Origin of the sequence: Prosthecobacter sp. (genome assembly GCF_044227185.1) — a bacterium.
In the GTDB taxonomy this organism is placed as follows: Bacteria; Verrucomicrobiota; Verrucomicrobiia; order Verrucomicrobiales; family Verrucomicrobiaceae; genus Prosthecobacter.
Window position 1 is genome coordinate 77253 of sequence record NZ_JBGAFO010000010.1, and the last position, 16596, is coordinate 93848.

Annotated in this window: 10 protein-coding genes; 6 read left to right on the forward strand and 4 right to left on the reverse strand. The window is 61.7% G+C overall.

From position 1 onward, the window contains the following. The first annotated feature begins 23 nt into the window (after positions 1-23). Together ACILSQ_RS22065 and ACILSQ_RS22070 are read left to right on the forward strand one after the other, a co-directional pair. Positions 24-746 carry an ABC transporter ATP-binding protein gene (locus ACILSQ_RS22065; protein ID WP_395745832.1) on the forward strand — a complete coding sequence of 241 codons (723 nt, stop codon included), beginning with the start codon at positions 24-26 and terminating at the stop codon, positions 744-746. Positions 747-755: 9 nt separating this feature from the next. Further along, a complete protein-coding gene (locus tag ACILSQ_RS22070; protein ID WP_395745833.1) occupies positions 756-2474 on the forward strand; it encodes a hypothetical protein in 1719 nt (572 codons plus the stop codon). 43 nt (positions 2475-2517) lie between these two features. Here the strand turns inward: ACILSQ_RS22070 and ACILSQ_RS22075 are convergent, their stop codons facing one another. Together ACILSQ_RS22075 and ACILSQ_RS22080 are read right to left on the reverse strand one after the other, a co-directional pair. Then, positions 2518-3093 (reverse strand): hypothetical protein, encoded by a 576-nt coding sequence (locus ACILSQ_RS22075; protein WP_395745834.1) that lies wholly within the window; start codon positions 3091-3093, stop codon positions 2518-2520. A 69-nt stretch (positions 3094-3162) separates the two neighbouring features. Next, positions 3163-3840: a M23 family metallopeptidase gene (locus ACILSQ_RS22080; protein WP_395745835.1), complete on the reverse strand. Its 678-nt coding sequence runs from the start codon at positions 3838-3840 to the stop codon at positions 3163-3165. A gap of 67 nt (positions 3841-3907) precedes the next feature. On the opposite strand from ACILSQ_RS22080, the gene ACILSQ_RS22085 reads away from it, so the two are divergent. Beyond that, positions 3908-5320, forward strand: coding sequence for a DUF362 domain-containing protein (locus ACILSQ_RS22085; protein WP_395745836.1), 1413 nt, complete (start codon positions 3908-3910; stop codon positions 5318-5320). 3 nt (positions 5321-5323) lie between these two features. On the opposite strand, the gene purD is transcribed toward ACILSQ_RS22085, so the two are convergent. Next, positions 5324-6574, reverse strand: a complete 1251-nt coding sequence (gene purD, locus ACILSQ_RS22090; RefSeq protein WP_395745837.1) for a phosphoribosylamine--glycine ligase — start codon at positions 6572-6574, stop codon at positions 5324-5326. 87 nt (positions 6575-6661) lie between these two features. Here purD and ACILSQ_RS22095 point away from each other — a divergent pair, with 87 nt between their 5' ends. Together ACILSQ_RS22095 and ACILSQ_RS22100 are read left to right on the forward strand one after the other, a co-directional pair. Further along, positions 6662-8170 carry a DUF1549 domain-containing protein gene (locus ACILSQ_RS22095; protein WP_395745838.1) on the forward strand — a complete coding sequence of 503 codons (1509 nt, stop codon included), beginning with the start codon at positions 6662-6664 and terminating at the stop codon, positions 8168-8170. 55 nt (positions 8171-8225) lie between these two features. After that, entirely contained in the window at positions 8226-9782 is a 1557-nt protein-coding gene (locus ACILSQ_RS22100; RefSeq protein WP_395745839.1) for a DUF1549 domain-containing protein, read from the forward strand. Between the two features lie 144 nt (positions 9783-9926). On the opposite strand, the gene ACILSQ_RS22105 is transcribed toward ACILSQ_RS22100, so the two are convergent. After that, positions 9927-12845 (reverse strand): M28 family peptidase, encoded by a 2919-nt coding sequence (locus tag ACILSQ_RS22105; RefSeq protein ID WP_395745840.1) that lies wholly within the window; start codon positions 12843-12845, stop codon positions 9927-9929. A 106-nt stretch (positions 12846-12951) separates the two neighbouring features. On the opposite strand from ACILSQ_RS22105, the gene ACILSQ_RS22110 reads away from it, so the two are divergent. Then, complete coding sequence (locus ACILSQ_RS22110) at positions 12952-16542, forward strand: PVC-type heme-binding CxxCH protein (RefSeq protein WP_395745841.1); 3591 nt, start codon at positions 12952-12954, stop codon at positions 16540-16542. Positions 16543-16596 lie beyond the last annotated feature (54 nt).

Below are 16596 nucleotides of genomic sequence, written 5' to 3' on the forward strand. Positions count from 1 at the left end.
CGGGCCCGGTCTAGTACCGGCACATGCACATTGAACTGAACGATCTGTCGAAGCGTTTTGGCCATACGACGGCGCTTGATCATGTGGACCTCAGTGTGCCGCCGAGCTCCATCATCGCGGTGCTGGGGGAAAATGGCGCGGGCAAATCCACGCTGCTGTCGCTGCTTGCGGGGGTGCTGGCGCCTGACGAAGGCTTGATCCGCTTCGACGGGGAGGCATTCAGCCGGGAAAAGATCGAGCTGCGCAGACGCCTGCTGTTCACGCCGGACGCACCGCTGATGTTTATGGAACGGAGCATCGCCTCCAACATCGCTTCCTTTGCCGCCTTGTATGGGACGCGCGTGGAAGACCATGCGGAGGAGCTCACCCACCTGCTGGAGGAGACGGGCATGGCGGCGCTGCTGAACCGCAGCGCGGGGTCTTTGTCTCGAGGTCAGCTTTGGAAGGCCTTCATGGCCTGCGTCACGGCGGTGCAGCCGGAGCTTTGGCTGGTGGATGAACCCTTTGCCTCCGGCATGGATGTGATCGGCATGGGTGTCTTCCGCCGGCTGGCGCGCAAGCTGGCGGACGAGGGTGGAACGATTGTTTACACCACCCAGATGGTGGATCTGGCGGCGGATTTCTCGGATCACGTCTGCGTGCTGCGGCAGGGACGGATCGTGCTGTGGGAGACGAGCTCCAAGGTGCAGGAAATGATCCGCGCCGCGCCCGAAGGCCAGGAACACGTGCTGCGCGGCCTGCGCTGATCATCCGCCATGCTGTTTCACCCTCCAGAGTCCGAAGACAGCCTCCGCCGGATGGCATCCACCGCCCTGCGCGGTGCCGCCATGGAACGAAGCGACATCCGTGTGTGGACCCGCCTCAAAGGCATCTTCAAGTTCGTCTTTTGGGAGTCGGTGATGATGTGCCTCCTATGCCTGATCACAGGCGTGAGTGCTCCGCAGCTCAGAGCGGCCGCGTGGCGGGACTTCATGCTGGCGGGAACCGTGATGCTGAGCACCTGGATTTCATGCCAGCGCTTTTTCTGGCTGCTGCAGTCCAGCCCGACCGTGAATGTGATGTGGCATCTGCCCGTGACCGGTCGCGACATTTGCCGCTGGGTGCGGCGCACCAGTCTGCAGCAGACTCTCAAAATGCTGCCACGCATGATGGTGGCGGCATGGGCCTGGCTGAGTTTTCCAGATCTGCAGTCCGCATGGATGCAGGTTCTCTGGAACGGCGCGCTGCTCTGGCTCGTCATGGTGGCCTGTGTGCAGCATTACAGCCTTTCATGGGGGCCGGGCCGGCTGCCAGCCAAAATCTGGAACCTGACGCTGCTCGTCTGGCTTGGCATGGTGCTGTATGTCTGGTGGGGAGAGAAGAACTTTGGCCACGGCCGGCCGCTGCCGGCATGGGTGCTGGATCTGAGCGGGACCGCCGCGTGGATACTGCCGGCGAAGTGGGCGATGCGCGCGCATGACAATCAGATCGCACTCTGCCTCACACTGATCTGCCTTGTGGCAGGCGGTCTGTTTTGGCGGCGCTTTCCAGATGCCTTTGCCATCGTCTATGACTACGTGGGAAACGCAGCCCCGCCTGAGAAAGAACGCGCTGAAGCCTCCGAAATGGCGAACCCGTTCTTGCAGGAGTCCGCAGAGGCGCAACCGGGCGAGGTCATGGCATGCATTCGACTGGCCCAGGCCAATGACACTCCCCTGGTGGCGGAGGGATGGATCGAGAAGCTGGCGCTCGTGCTGCTGAACAAACGAGACCGCATGCTCCTCCCGACGCTGATCGGCACACGTGCAGGCTGGACAGGGCAGTGGTGGAAGGCTGTGCGCATCTGCATCGTGCTCCTGGTGCTCTCTTTTGTGCTGCTGACGGTGGGCACGCGCTGGAGCAAGGCGGAGACGGCGGGGTTTTGGACCGCGATGCTGCCGTTCCTCGTCATTGTTAGCTGCACCTTCCCCTTCTCGAATTCGATTCCTCATGCCACGCTTCGGCAGCGGCTCGGTGCGCATGGCATGCCGTTCTTCGCGGGTCTGCCGATCTGCTTGCGCGATCTGCTGCGTGTCTACTTTCGCATCACCCTGGCGCTCATGATCGCCTGCCTGGGGCTCGTCCTGCCGGTGATCGTGATCCAATGCGTGATCCTGCACCGCGAAAAGTTCATTCCAGGCGCGCTTGGCATGGCCCTGATCTTCTGCCTGTCATGGTGCGCCATGCGTCCGGCGTTTCTTTATTACCGGCTGCAGCAGATGTCCCGGCCCGGCCGCAGCCACAGGCTGGGGCATGTGTGCTCGTACATTCTTTTTTTGCCGCTCGGTCTCGCCACCGTGGCCTCCGTGGTTGTCGGGATCGGAGTCGTGCAGGAACATCCGGTGGAGGCAGTCACCTTGTGCGTGCCACTCGCCGCCTGCTGTGCGCGTGGTATCTATGCCCTGTTTCACTGGCGGGTGCGTGCGTGCAAAGTGGACTGGATCAGCGACACGTGAACCAAGCCGGCATGTGCGCGGGAATCTCGAAGCCCTGCCTCCCTTATTTCGCAGCTTTTGCCTTCGGGACATCCATCAGTTTCACGGGAGCCTCGGGCTGCTGGATCTTGGTTTCCATGACGGCCACGGGCTCCGCGCGCCGCACTTCGATGATGGGGATGCTACGGGTTTGCAAGGGGAGCTCCGCACGGCGCACCTCCTCGCCCGCCAGGGGTTTGGGGGACGCGGTCTCTGGAATGACCGCACGCCGCACCTCCACCTGCTCTTCAGCGGCGGACGCGACCTGCGGCGCGGTGTAGTTTTTTACCGCCGCTTTGATCGTGGACGCATAGGATGGCGCGAGCTCCATGGCGGTGTCCACAATCTTGCGCACCTGGGCGGGTTCTGCATTCACGGCGTCGATGGCCGCCGTCACGATCTCACCGGCGCAGCTTTGGTGAATGACCAAGGCCTCCTCCAGACGCATCACCAGCTTGTCCGGCTCCATGCGGATGGAGTTGAACAATTCCCCGCACAGGGTCTCGCAGTCGATCTGGGGCACAGTCGACTTCACTGGCTGGGCGAATCCTGGTGATGTCACCAGGACCAGCAGGCAGCACAAGAGAGAGAGCGAACGCATGAGTGTGGGGATGGGGAGATTGACGGATTCAAATGGTCTGCCTTCAAATCATCTTTTTGCAAATCTCATTCATTTTTTGGGCGCCGGATTGAGCAGCTCATCCGTAGCGCCGCGATGTGCTCGGATGAACTGTTCCGGGGCAACGCGGTTGAGCGGAGTGTCAGCATATCCCTGGCCAGGATTGATGTAAGGACCGAGCCGCAATTCGAAATGTAGGTGTGCCAAATAGACACCTTCCGCCGTGCCCACCGTGCCTATCTGTTCTCCACGCCGGACGTCCTGCCCGGCCTGCACCCGAATCGATTCGAGATGGGCATACATCGTTTGCACGACGGGTCCGAGTTCATCCCCTTCAGGCAAACGGTGGGCAATGAGAATCATTTTGCCCCAGCCGGGTCCCGGAATCCCCGCATAGACCACGCGACCGGTTCCAGCTGCATACACCGCATCGCCGAGATCTGAGTTTTCGCCGCCGATGCCGTTCAAGTCATCGCCGAGATGACGTGCAATGCGGAAGGGACGGGCATTGTAGGTAAGGGCTCCGTGCTCGGAGCCCATGGGCATGTCAAAGCGGACCGCCAGCGGCAGAGTGGCCACTTCCAGAGGGCTCAGGCGTACGAACGCTGGATCGAGCGGCTTTATGGAAGAAGCAGAACGGCCGAAGCGCAGCCAGAGCATGCCAGCCACCGCCGCCGCCAGGAAGGCGAGGGGTAAAAGCATGCGCATGATCCGCACCAGGGTTTTCATGCCGGAGATTCGAGGGCTGAGGCGGCGTTGCAAAGGGAACATGCCGCCCTTAAATATCAGGAATCCTGTGAACACGCTCTCCCCTTCCTCGTTCGGCGCTCCCAAAGTTTCCGTCTTCAGCGGCAAAGCCAGCTATGAGGATGCAGGTGCCCTGCGGCAGCAGATCGAGGACGCGATTGAGGCTCTCGAGCTTTCCGCAGACTTCATCAGGCCGGGCGACCGGGTGGTGATCAAACCGAACTGGGTGAAGGAGCACAATGCGAGCAAGCCGGCGGATGAGGGCGGGTGGCTGACAATCATCACGCACCCGCTGGTGGTGCGCGAGGTGGCGCGGTGGGCAGCGAAGAAGTTGCAGGGGCGTGGCTCTGTGACACTGTGTGATGCGCCGCAGAGCGACTCCTCTTTTGCGACCATTCGAAGACTGCACCGGCTGGATGACATGGTGACAGACCTGACGCGTGAGTTTCCAGGAGTGGCTTTCCTGCTTTTTGACATGCGCTGTGAGGAATGGACGATCGATGACGGGGTGACGATCGCGAAACGGGAGCTGCCGAGCGACCCCTCGGGTGCGGTGGACATTCATCTGGATGAAGACAGCGAATTCCTGGGGCATCCGGGCCTGGGCAAGCTGTACGGGGCGTCGTTTGATTTTGCGACGACGAACCGGCAGCACACGGACCCGCACCATGAATATCGCATCTGCCGCACGCCGATGAATGCGGATGTGCTGATCAATGTGCCGAAGCTGAAGACGCACAAGAAGGTGGGCCTGACGGTGGCGCTAAAAAATCTGGTGGGCACGACGCCGCGAACGAACTGGCTGCCGCGCCACACGGAGGGCACGCCTGCGGAAGGTGGTGATCAGTTTGCAGAATCCTCCGCAAAGCGTGCACTGGAGGGCACGCTGATGCGGAATGCGAAAAAGATTTTGTTTGGGCGCTTTTTTCTCTCCAAGCTTTTCGTGCCGCTGAAGAAGATGGGACGAATGGTGTTTGGTGACACAAAGGAGGTGGTGCGGTCCGGCAACTGGCATGGGAACAACACGGCGTGGCGGATGATCCTGGATCTGCACAAGTGCTTCTTCTATTTCGACGGTCGCGGGGTACGGCGGGAGAAGCCGCTGCGCTACCTGACGATTGTGGACGGGATCATCGGCGGCGATGGAGACGGGCCGATGTCCTGCGATCCGGTGGCGAGCGGCGTCATCATGGCGGGGACGCATCCGGTGGCGGTGGATTGCGTGAGCGCGCAGTTGATGGGTTTCAACTGGAAGAAGACGCGGCTGCTGAAGGATGCGTTTGAGGTGAAGCGGCTGCCGATTGTGGGATTCACACCGTCAGAGATCACGGTGGCCTCGAACAAGGCGGAGTGGAGCGGGCCGTTCGAGGAGATGAAGGAGTGCTTTGAGTTTCAGTGCCACTTTGGATGGAGCGGACATCTGGAGAGTGATCAGCGGCTGGCGAGGATGGGGAAGAGGTGAGGCTTACTCGAAGTGCATCTTGCCGATGTCGGAGCGGCGCTGGAGACCGTCGAAGGTGATCTTGGTGCTTTCAGCGTAGGCTTTTTCGCGGGCTTCGACACGGGTGGTGCCTTGAGCGACGACAGCGAGGACTCGGCCACCGTTGGTTTCGAACTGGCCGGCGGAATTCTTTTTGGTGCCGCAGTGATAAACGCGGGCGCCGCTGACTTCTTCGAGGCCGGAAATGACGTCGCCACTGCGCGATGAAGCGGGATAACCGGCGCTGGCGCTGATGAGGCAGATGCTCCAGCCGGGCTCGAAGCGGATGAGGTCGGGCTGTAGGTTGCCTTTGGCCGCTTCGAAGGCGTAGGTGGCGAAGTCTCCGCGCACCATGGGGAGGACGGCCTCGGCTTCCGGATCGCCGAAGCGGCAGTTGTACTCAATAACCTGAGGGCCGGTGGGGGTGAGCATGAGGCCGAAGTAGAGGAAGCCGCGGTAGGTGAGGCCGTCTGTCAGGATGCCCTGTACGGTGGGCTGGACGATCTCGCGCTCGATGCGCTGCATGAGGGCGCGCTCGGCGAGCTCCAGCGAGGCCACGGCGCCCATGCCGCCGGTGTTGGGTCCCTGGTCGTTGTCGCGGATGCGCTTGTAGTCGCGTGCGGGCATGAGGATCTGGTATTTGTCATCGCACACGGAGGCGAAGACGGAGATCTCGGGACCGGTGAGGCATTTTTCCACGAGCAGATCGCCGGGGCCAAAGCAGCGCTTTTCCATGACGTCATCGACGAAGGCTTCTGCTTCATCTTTGGCGGTGCAGACGGCGACGCCTTTGCCGGCGGCGAGGCCGTCGAACTTCAGCACGATGGGCAGCTCGGTGAGGGCGGCCTTGGCCTCGGAGGCATTGGTGCAGATGGTGAAGTCGGCGGTGGGGATGCCGTGGCGTTTGAGGAATTTTTTCGCGAAGGTTTTGGAGGCCTCAAGCTGGGCGATTTCTTTGCGCGGGCCCCAGCAGGGGATGCCGGCCTCGGCGCAGAGATTGGAAAGGCCGGTGTCTTTGACGAGGAGGGCCTCCTCACCGGCCATGCAGAGGTCGATGCTGTTGCTCTTCATCCAGGTGATCAGCTCGGGCAGGCTGGCGGCCTCCACGCGGGTGGCCAGGGTGGCGATGGCGTCGCTGCCCGGGTGCGCGAAGAGTTCGTGCTGCTGCGGGGATTCGCTGAGCGCGGTGATGAGGGCGTGTTCACGTCCGCCTTTGCCTGTGACGAGGATTTTCATGGGCCGGGATGCTTAGCGAGTCGATCCGGCAGCGCAAGCGGCCTGTCGGGACTCTAAGAAGCGGCGCGGTGGGCCGTTGCTGGAAACATGAAACGTCTGCTGCCCTGTGTTTTTCTGCTGGCCTGCACTCCTGAGAAGGAAGCGGCGAGACCTGCGGTCTCTGAGCCGGCCCGTGAAGCTGCGGCGCGCGTGGATGCGGCGCTGATGCATGATTACCAGAGTACTGTGGAGGCGCGGGTGAACCAGAAATACCTGCCCGCGGTGCCGGCGCTGCCACCGATGGCTGATGACACAGCCTTTCTGCGGCGCGCGTGCATCGACCTCGCAGGAAGGCTGCCGCGTCCGGAAGAGGTACGGGCTTTTGTGGCGGACCCTGCGCCCGGAAAGCGCGCCAGATTGACGGATGCTCTGACGAGGGAGACGGGCGGGGCCGAGGTGAGGTTTCGCATGCTGGCGGAAGCCTTTCGGGTCAGGGATGAGGACGTGGAGACGATCTCGTGGCTACGGGAGGCGGCGGTGAAGGATTTTCCGTATGCTGAAATCATTGCGGTGATGATCAGCGGCGGGCACCTGAGCCGCCGCGACGGAGGCGATGCGATGCGGACGGGCGTGGAGACCGCCTACAGTGTGCTGGGAGTGGACACGCGCTGCGCGATGTGTCATGACCATCCCTTTAGCGACCGGACGGAGATGGAAACCTATGAATTTGCGGCGTGCTTTGCGGGCAAGGACGAGGTGCGGCTGCCGCGTGATTACAAATATCCGAATGCCAAGCCTGGCGATGTGGTGCAGCCGGCGCTGATGCGGCTAAGCCGAAGCTGGACGCCCGTGCCGGCGGATGAGGAGAAGCTGGCGCAGGTGGCGCGATGGATCACGGAGCAAGAGGCGACGAAGCGATTTGCCCTGGTGGCGGTGATGCGAACATGGCGGGAGCTTTTTGGGATGCCGGGCCAGATCATTGACCCGACGGTGGGAGGCGTGGATGACGAACCGAGCTGGAAGGAAACGCATGGAAACTGCTTCTTCACCGCACACCGCGGAAGCCCCACGTGGATCGACATGGACATCAACTCACCGGGAGATTTTTCGCAAGCCACGAAGGTGATGATGGAGGAGTTTCTCCGCTGCGGAGGACGGATCGGCGAATACCAGAGACTCCTGGCACGAACGGAGGCATACAGCCGTGCAGGCGTTGGTCATGAGTTTGCGTGGAGCGGGTGCCTGCTGCCGCCGGCGCCGCAGGTCCGGAGGCTGCCTTCCGAGGTGATCTGGAAGACGCTGACGGCTGAAACGGATGTGCAGCTGCCGCAGGTGCCGCGGGCCGGACATCCGCTGCGCCTGCTGGGACGCGGCACGCGTGAGTGGACAGATGAAAGCGTGACGCCGCTCTCGCATGAAATCGCGCGTTTTATGATGAATGACCCGCTGGTGGCGCAGGCGAGTGCGAAAGCAGGAAGTGCGGAGGAGGCGTTTCTGAGCCTGCTGGGAAGGGAACCCACTGATGGAGAGAAGGCGGCGATCGTACGCAGCGATTGCTCGGATCAGGATGTGGCGTGGGCGCTGCTGAACACGCGTGAGTTTTTGTTCAGGCCGTGATTTGAAAAGGACAAGCGGAGTCTAAGAAGTGGTGGCGTGAGCCGTTGCAGCCAGCATGAAACGCCAACTGCTCGTCTGGGTATCATGCTGCGTCAGCACTGCAACGTTTGCGGATGCGCCGCAGGAGGCCGCGGCAAAAATTGATGCGGCTCTGATGCGTGAATACATGGTCTTTCAGCGGCAGGTGAGACATCCCAGCGACCCACGGCTGCCGGTGCTGCCGCCTGCAGCGGATGATGCGAGTTTTTTGAGACGTGCGTGCATCGACCTGGCAGGAAGGCTGCCGAGAGCAGACGAGGTGCGGGCGTTCCTGGCGAGCACCGCTGCCAGCAAGCGGGCAGCCCTGACGGATGCGCTGGTGAAGGAGGGCGGGGCGGCGGAGGTGCGCTTTCGGATGCTGGCGGAGGCGTTTCGGGTGAAGGATGATGATGCAGTGATCGCATGGCTGCGGCAGGCGGCGGCGGATGACCGGCCGTATGACCAGATCGTGACCTACCTGGTGGGCGAAGGGCATCTCAGCCGCCGGGATGAAGGCAATGCTTTGAGAACGAGCACCGAGGTGGCTCTTGCGGTTTTGGGCGAGGACTTGCACTGCGCTTTCTGCCACGATCATCCCTACAACGATCACACGCAGATGGAGGCTTATCAATTTGCAGCCTGTTTCACCACAGACGACGTGTTTGACACCCTGCGGCTGCCCACGGATTACCGCTACCCCGACGGGAAGCCCGGAGACCTGGTGAAGCCCAGGGTGCTGAAGCTGGTGAGAGAAGCACCTCCGCCCATGAAGCGCGGCAAAAATTTGCGCAAGCAGGTGGCGCGGTGGATCACGGCGGACAATACCGAGCGTCTGGCCACCGTGGCGGGCCTGCGCATCTGGAGCGGCATGTTTGGCATGCCGGAAACTTATGTGGACCACACGGTCGGAGGTGTCGATCCGGCGCTTAGCTGGCATGACGTTCATGACAAGCCCATCCTGAACACGATCAGCAGCAACTGCTTTGGAGCGCCCAACCTCCGCGCCGCCGATCGCAACTGCATCACCTGGATTGACGAGAACTTCACCCAGGGATCGCAGCAGAATGCGGTGACCGTGCTCGCGGCTGAATTCCGCCGCAGCGGCTTTCGCATCGGTGAATTTCAGCGCATTCTGGCGCGCACCGAGGCCTATGGCCGTGCCGGCGTAAGCATCGGCCTCGCCTGGAGCGGCAGTTATCTCGTGCCTGCGCCGCAAATCCGCCGGCTGCCCGCCGAAGTGATCTGGGACACGCTGTGCATGGAAAAAAGTGAGCAGCTTGCACAGGTGCCGCCGCTGGAGCATCCGCTGCGGATGCTGGGGCGTGGCACGCGTGAGTGGTCGGATGAAAGCACGACGCCGCTTTCGCATGAACTGGTGAGGTTTATGATGAACAGCGCGGAGATGGAGGACGCTGTTGGGGCGGAGCCTGCGGGGCGAACGACGGAGGAACTATTTATGGCGCTGCTGGGCAGGTACCCGAACGGGATGGAAAAGGCGATCGCGCAGCAGCACCGGAATGAATCGCCGCAGACGGCGGTGCAGGACATCGCGTGGGCGCTGCTGAACACGAAGGAGTTTATGTTCAGGCCGTGATGCTGGAAGGGGCGGGAGCCATGGGGAATCTCGCGTATGCAAGATGGGGACCGCGCGGAGGGCGAGGTGTGGCGAGTAGGCGCAGTGCGAGTGGCGTGGGTCGCGGTATTGGAATACCGCGCTACATTTTTGGCGTGGGGAGGGTTAGTCGCGGGAGCCGGGGGTGATTTTCATTTCGACTTCCTTGCCGTCGCGCTGGACGCTGATGGTGGTTTCCTTGCCGATCTTGAGATCGCCCATGACGTAGGTGTAGTCGTAGATGTTGGTGATGTCCTTGCCGCCGAGCTTGATGATGATGTCCCCGGCTTTGACGCCGGCTTTGGCGGCGGGACCGATGGGGGAGACGCCGCTGAGCTTGACACCTTTGATGTCGCCCTGGGCGTAGTCGGGGATGGTGCCGAGGTAGGCGCGGAGGCCGGTGCGGACGCCCTGGTTTTTCGGAGCCTCCATGGCGACGTAATCCGGGGCGGGATCGGTGGTGGCGATGCCGCGGGCGATGAGGCCCATGAGTTTGGCGATCTTGACGGCGTGGTCGTAGTCGATCTTGTCCGCGGTGTCGCTGGGCATGTGGTAGTCTTCGTGGGAGCCGGTGAAGGCGTTCAGCGTTGGGATGCCGCGCAGGTAGAAGGAGGTGCTGTCGGTGGGGAGGTGGGCGTCGTTTTGCGTGGTGATGGGCAGGCCGATGGGGGCATTGCGTTTTTCGATTTCCTTGGCCCACATGGAGCTGCTGCCGAGGCCCTGCATGACCACGGACTTCTGGAAGCGGCCGATCATGTCCATGTTCAGGCAGGCGGCGAACATGCCGGTGAGCTTGGCATTGGCATCGCCCTTGATCATCTTGGCATAGACTTCGACGAAGTGACTGCTGCCGAGCAGGCCGAGCTCTTCACCGCTCCAGGCGGCGAAGATGATGTCGCGCTTGAGCTGGAGCTTGCCCTGCTTCTTCAAATCAGCGAGCCACTGGGCGATTTCCATGACGGCAGAGGTGCCGGAGGCGTTGTCGTCGGCGCCATGGTGGATCTTGTTTACTTCATCGCCCTTGGCGCGGGAGTTGGAACCGCCGCCGCTGCCGAGGTGATCGACGTGGGCGCAGACGATGAGAGGAGCGACGTGGGGATCGGGCTTGTCGCCATAAGGCAGGACGCCGAGGACGTTGCGGCCTTTTTTCTTCTCCTGCTGGATGACGATGTTGGCGGAGAGGGTGAGACCTTTGCAGTCGATGCCACCCATGAGGTCGCCAGTGTCGAGTTTGTCCTGGAGTTCCTTGAGCTTTTTGCCGGCGCTGGCGAGCAGCTTGTCACCCACGGCATCGGTGATGCTGATGGCGGCGATGCCGCTGGTGGCGAGGGAGGCATCAAAGGTGAGGGGTGCGAGCTGCTGCACGACTTTGGAGTTCGGGCCGCTGACGACGATGAGGCCACGCGCGCCTTTCTGGCGGGCGGTGAGGGCCTTGTAGCGCAGGCTGCCGTAGCGGCTGAGCTCGTTGCGGCGTTCCTGGCTGATGCCTTCGGGAAGGTAGCGGAAGACGAGCACCCATTTGTCCTTCACATCCAGGTGCGCGTAGCTGCTGTAGGTTTCGAGTTTCTTGCCATCGCTGCCGGTGGCGTCGTCGGGAGTTTCGATGCCGTAACCGGCAAAGACGATGGGGGCTGATTTGACCTCGCCGTTTTGGGAGAAGGAGAGAGGCTTCCAGTCCTGATCCACGGTCAAGGTTTGGTCACCGAGTTTCAAGACATTGCCTTCGCCGAGAGCGACGCCGGCGGTGAAGTCGAAGTTGTCGAAGTAGGTGTCGTCATCGCCCATGGGAGCGAGACCGATTTTTTGGAAGACATCGGACACATACTGGGTGGCGAGTTTTTCGCCTTCGGTACCGGTGAGGCGACCTCCGAGGGCATCGCTGGCGAGGTAGGTGATCTGCTGCTTCATGTCTTCCGGGCGGATTTCGGCAGCAGTGGCGGAAAAATCGGGCTCCGGAGTTTTGGCGACAATCGCCTGCAGATTTGTCTTGAGACCGAGTGCCGTGAGCGCGTGGTCGTGGTCCCAGTCGGCGATGTAAATCTGGGAGGCGCCCCCCGCCCCGCGGCCGCTGGTCCAGGAGAGTCGTTTGCCATCTGGCAGGAAAACCGGCAGGCCATCGAAGCCGTCCGTGGTGGTGACGCGCACGGGGGCGTGCTTGCCAGCGGCATCGACGATGTAGAGCTCGAAATTGGCGAAGCCGTTGAGGTTGGTGGTGAAGATGAGGTATTCGCCGCTGGGGTGAAAGTAGGGGGCCCAGCTCATGGCGCCGAGCTTGGTGATCGGCCGTTGGTCGCTGCCGTCAGCGTTCATGGTCCAGACTTCGGCGACATCGCCCTTCGGGGTGAAGCGGCGCCAGCAGATGCGCTTGCCATCGGCGCTGAAGAAGGGGCCGCCATCGTAACCGGGGGCTTCGGTGAGGCGCTTCACATTCGAGCCATCGGCATCCATGGTGTAGATCTCCATGAAGTACTGTTTGTCGATCTTGAGGCGCTCCTCGTCCTCCTTACTGAGCTTCGTTTCGTAGGCCTGGCGGTTGCTGGCGAAGACGATTTTTTTACCGTCGGGCGAGTAATCGCCTTCGGCATCGTAGCCGCGGGTGTGGGTGAGGTTTTTGAGAGACTTGTCCGCGAGCGTGTACTCCCAGATGTCGTAATGCTCGTCGTAGTCCCAGGAATAGCGGCGGACTTTGGCGTTCTTGCGCTCCTCATACTCAGCGGCTTGGAGCTTTTTGGAGTCGGGGTCCGTGTGGGTGGAGGCGAAGAGGACGCGCTTGCCATCGGGGTGAATCCAGGCGCAGGTGGTCTTGCCCATGCCGGGGGAGATGCGCTCCTGATCGCCCGTTTCGAGGTCCATGAGGTAGATCTGATAGAAGGGATTTCCTTCTTCGCGCTCAGACTGGAAGATCATCTTGGTGCCATCGGCGGAGAAGTAGCCCTCACCGGAGCGTTTGCCCTCAAAGGTGAGCTGGCGGGTGTTTGTCAGGAAATCCGCCTCCGTTTGGGCAAAAACGGCGGTGGTCAGGAAAAAAAAGACGGGCAGGCGCATGGTTGGAAAGAAAGAACATACGTCCGGCCGGGATGTTTGCAGAAACTTTGCGCATGCATCCGGTCCAAAGCCGCGTTTGATCGGACCCCGAACTTTTCCCTCGACCATGCGCCTCCTCCTCCTGCTCGCTGTTTTTCCCCTGCTGGCCGCCTCCGCCGCCGAACCGGTGTCTTTGTTTGATGGCAAGACGCTCAAAGGCTGGGATGGTGAAACGACGAAGGTCTGGCGGGTGCAGGATGGGGTGATCGTGGGCGGGTCGCTGGAGGGGAACCCGCAGAATGAGTTTCTGACCTCGAAGAAGGTGTACCGAAACTTCATTCTGCGGCTGGAGTACAAGCTGGAAGGCACGGAGGGTTTTGTGAATGGCGGCGTGCAGTTTCGCAGCGTGCGCATCCCGCAGCCACCGAATGAGATGAGCGGGTATCAGGCGGACATCGGCGCGGGTTATTCAGGATGCCTGTATGATGAGTCCCGTCGCAAAAAGATGCTGCTGCAGCCGGCGAAGGAGCTAATCGAAAAGGCGGAGAAGCCGGGCGAGTGGAACAGCTATGAGATCCGCGCCGAGGAGCAGCGCATTCAATTGTTTGTGAACAAGGTGCGCACGGTGGACTACACGGAGCGTGAGCCGGGGATTGATCTGAAGGGGCTGATTGCGCTGCAGATTCATGGGAAGTGCAAGGCGCAGATCTCCTTCCGCAACATCACGATTGAGGCGCTGCCGGATGCGATGGTGCCGGAGCAGAAGGATGTGCTGAACCGTTTTGGCAATCCGGGTGCGGGGCCGGAGAAGCATGAGGCATTCAAGGATGGCAAATTCGAGCTGAAGCAGGACGAGGTGATCGTGATGGCGGGCCAGGAGAATCTGGTGCGTGAGCAGAAAGTGGGGGAGTTTGAGGCGGTGTTTGGCACGGCCTTCGCCGCCAAGCAGCCGCGTTTTCGCTCAATGGCCTGGGAGGGTGATACGGTGTATGAGCAGTGGCGGGATCTGAACTTTGGCGACTGGAAGGCGCAGCTGGATGCAGCGGGCGCGGGCATCGTGATCGCGCAATTTGGCCAGACGGAGTCGTTTGATGGCGTGAAGCGGCTGGCGGAGTTCAAGTCGGCGTATCACCGGCTGCTGGATCAGTTTACGACGCAGACGCCGCGACTGGTGTTGGTATCACCCATGCCGTTTGAGAAGCCTGTGGCCTCGCATGCACCGGATCTGACGCAGCGGAATGCGGATGTGAAGGCGTATGCGGAGGCGGTGCGTGAGATCGCAAAGCAGCGTGGCGCGGTGTTTGTGGATCTGTTCACGCCTTTGTCGGTGCCTGCCGCGAAGGCACGCATCACGGATGACGGGCTGCATCTGAATGCGCTGGGCCTGCGCGTGGTGGCGCAGGAGATCGCCCGGCAGCTTGGGGCTTCAGCGAGCGAGGCGGATGACCTCACGGCGCTGAAGGCGGCGATTGTGGAAAAGAACCGCCTGTGGTTTGACTGCTGGCGTCCGGCGAACTGGTCCTTTGTGTATGGGGACCGCGTGACGCAGATGTTTGGCAAGCCCGCCGTGGACGCCCCTTCCCTGCGGGAGAGCTTTGAAGTGCGCAAGCCGTTGGTGGCAAAGCTGGACACGCGGATTCATGCGCTGGCGAAGGGCGAGAAAGTGAAGGACGAGCCCAAGGTGGAATCACGCGTGATCACGGAAACGGTGCTGACGCCGGAGCAGCAGATGGCGTCCTTCACGGTGGCCGATGGCTATGAGATGAACCTTTTTGCCTCCGAGGCAGAGGGCGTGGCGAAGCCGACCCAGTTCTCGTGGGATGAGCGTGGGCGGCTGTATGTGGCCTGCTCGCCGACCTACCCGCAGACGATGCCGGGGATCAAGCCGTCGGATTTCATCCTCATTCTCGAAGATACTGATGGCGATGGCAAGGCGGACAAGAGTACGCGGTTTGCGGAAGGGCTGACGATGGTGCAGGGCGTGGAAGTGGGCGCGGGTGGTGTGTATGTGTGTGACTTCGACCAGATCGTGCATCTCAAGGACACGAACGGCGACGGCAAGGCGGATCAGAAGACGGTGCTGTTTTCCGGCTTTGGCATTGGCGATACACATCAACTGGCAAACTCGATCTGCCATGGGCCGGATGGGGCACTGTGGTTCACGCAGGGGCTGCATGCGTTTTCACGCGTAGAAACGGCCTGGGGGCTGGCGCGACTGGAGAAGGCGGGCGTGTGGAAACTGAACCCGCGCACGCAGAAGATGCATGCCTACTTCAACGGCGGCAAGGCGGGGCACAACTGCTGGGGCGTGGCGTTTGATGACTACAACCAGGTCTTCCACAAGAGCGGTGACCGGCCGGTGGGCTATTACAGCGTGCCTGGACTGGTGGCGCTGGCGGACCCGGACGAGTATCATCCGACGGGGGCTTTGTTTGACACGAATCCGAAGACGAACAGCCTGGAGTTCATCGGCACGAAAGCGATGCCTGATGACATCCAGGGCTGCGCGCTGATCGGCGGTTATTTTGGTAATGTGGTGGAGCTGCACCGCCTGACGGATGACGGATCGGGCTTCAAGAGCATGCAGTTGCCGAAGCTGGTGAAGTCGAGCGACACTTCCTTCCGCCCGGTGGATGTGAGCATGGGTCCGGATGGCGCGATGTATCTGTGCGACTGGTTTAACCCGGTGATCGGCCACTATCAGGCGAGCTACGCGGATCCGCGCCGTGACCGCTCGCACGGGCGCATCTGGCGCATCACGGCCAAGGGACGTGCGCCGGTGAAGCAGCCGAAGCTGGCGGAGATGAAGCCCGCGGAACTGCTGGAGCAGCTGAAGTCACCGGAACGCTGGACGCGCTACCAGGCCAGGCGCCTGCTGTTTGATGCGCCGACGGCCGAGGTGCTGAAGGCGGCGGATGCATTCATCGCGAAGAATGATGATGAGCATGTGCTGATGGAAGTTTGCGGCGTGTATGAGTCGCACGAAGCGCCGAACAAAGAACTGGTGAAGCGCCTGCTCAAAGCCAAGGATGCGCGCGTGCGCGCCTATGGGGCAAGGGCGACGAATTCGCTGGAGCTTCTGACGCAGGCGGTGCGGGATGAAAACCCACGTGTGCGTCTGGAGGCGGTGGTGGCCTGCGCGCGTGTGGCCAGGCCTGAAGCGGTGGAGGTGGCGGTGCAGGCCCTGGAACTGCCTACGGACAAGTTCCTCGACTACGCCCTGAAGCAGGTGGTAAAGAGCCTGAAGCCGCAGTATGTGCCGGTGATGGCGAAGCTCAGCTTTGGCGGCAATGCGAAGCAGGCGGAGTATGTGAAGAAGATCGCCAGTGCCGTGGCTGTGGTGGATCATCCGGGCAAGGCGGTGTACGATGCGCTGTGCCTGAACTGCCACCAGCCTGAGGGCAAGGGGCTGCCGGGCATCTATCCCTCCATCGCGGGCAGCGACTGGGTGTCGGGAGATCCGGCAAGGCTGATCAAGATGCTGACGCACGGCCTCACTGGCCCGATCCGCGTGAACGGAGCGGACTTCAAGCAGCTCGCTCCCCTGCCCATGCCGCCAATGGGACTGAATGATGAGCAGGTGGCAGATGTGCTGAGCTATGTGCGGGCGAATTTTAGCAACAAGGCCGCGCCGGTGACGACCGAACAGGTGAAAACCGTGCGTGCCGCCACGGCGGAGCGCACGACTCTATGGACGGAGGAAGACCTGGCCAAATGACGTCGGCCGGGGCGGGAAAAAGGAATCACGGCTAGTATTGAACTTGCTGCGATT

Bases quoted from the DNA above. Each gene is read 5' to 3' on its own strand.
- ACILSQ_RS22065 (WP_395745832.1), top strand. From the start codon at position 24: ATGCACATTGAACTGAACGATCTGTCGAAGCGTTTTGGCCATACGACG.
- purD (WP_395745837.1), bottom strand. From the start codon at position 6,574: ATGAAAATCCTCGTCACAGGCAAAGGCGGACGTGAACACGCCCTCATC.
- ACILSQ_RS22080 (WP_395745835.1), bottom strand. From the start codon at position 3,840: ATGAAAACCCTGGTGCGGATCATGCGCATGCTTTTACCCCTCGCCTTC.
- ACILSQ_RS22070 (WP_395745833.1), top strand. From the start codon at position 756: ATGCTGTTTCACCCTCCAGAGTCCGAAGACAGCCTCCGCCGGATGGCA.
- ACILSQ_RS22075 (WP_395745834.1), bottom strand. From the start codon at position 3,093: ATGCGTTCGCTCTCTCTCTTGTGCTGCCTGCTGGTCCTGGTGACATCA.
- ACILSQ_RS22100 (WP_395745839.1), top strand. From the start codon at position 8,226: ATGAAACGCCAACTGCTCGTCTGGGTATCATGCTGCGTCAGCACTGCA.
- ACILSQ_RS22095 (WP_395745838.1), top strand. From the start codon at position 6,662: ATGAAACGTCTGCTGCCCTGTGTTTTTCTGCTGGCCTGCACTCCTGAG.
- ACILSQ_RS22110 (WP_395745841.1), top strand. From the start codon at position 12,952: ATGCGCCTCCTCCTCCTGCTCGCTGTTTTTCCCCTGCTGGCCGCCTCC.
- ACILSQ_RS22105 (WP_395745840.1), bottom strand. From the start codon at position 12,845: ATGCGCCTGCCCGTCTTTTTTTTCCTGACCACCGCCGTTTTTGCCCAA.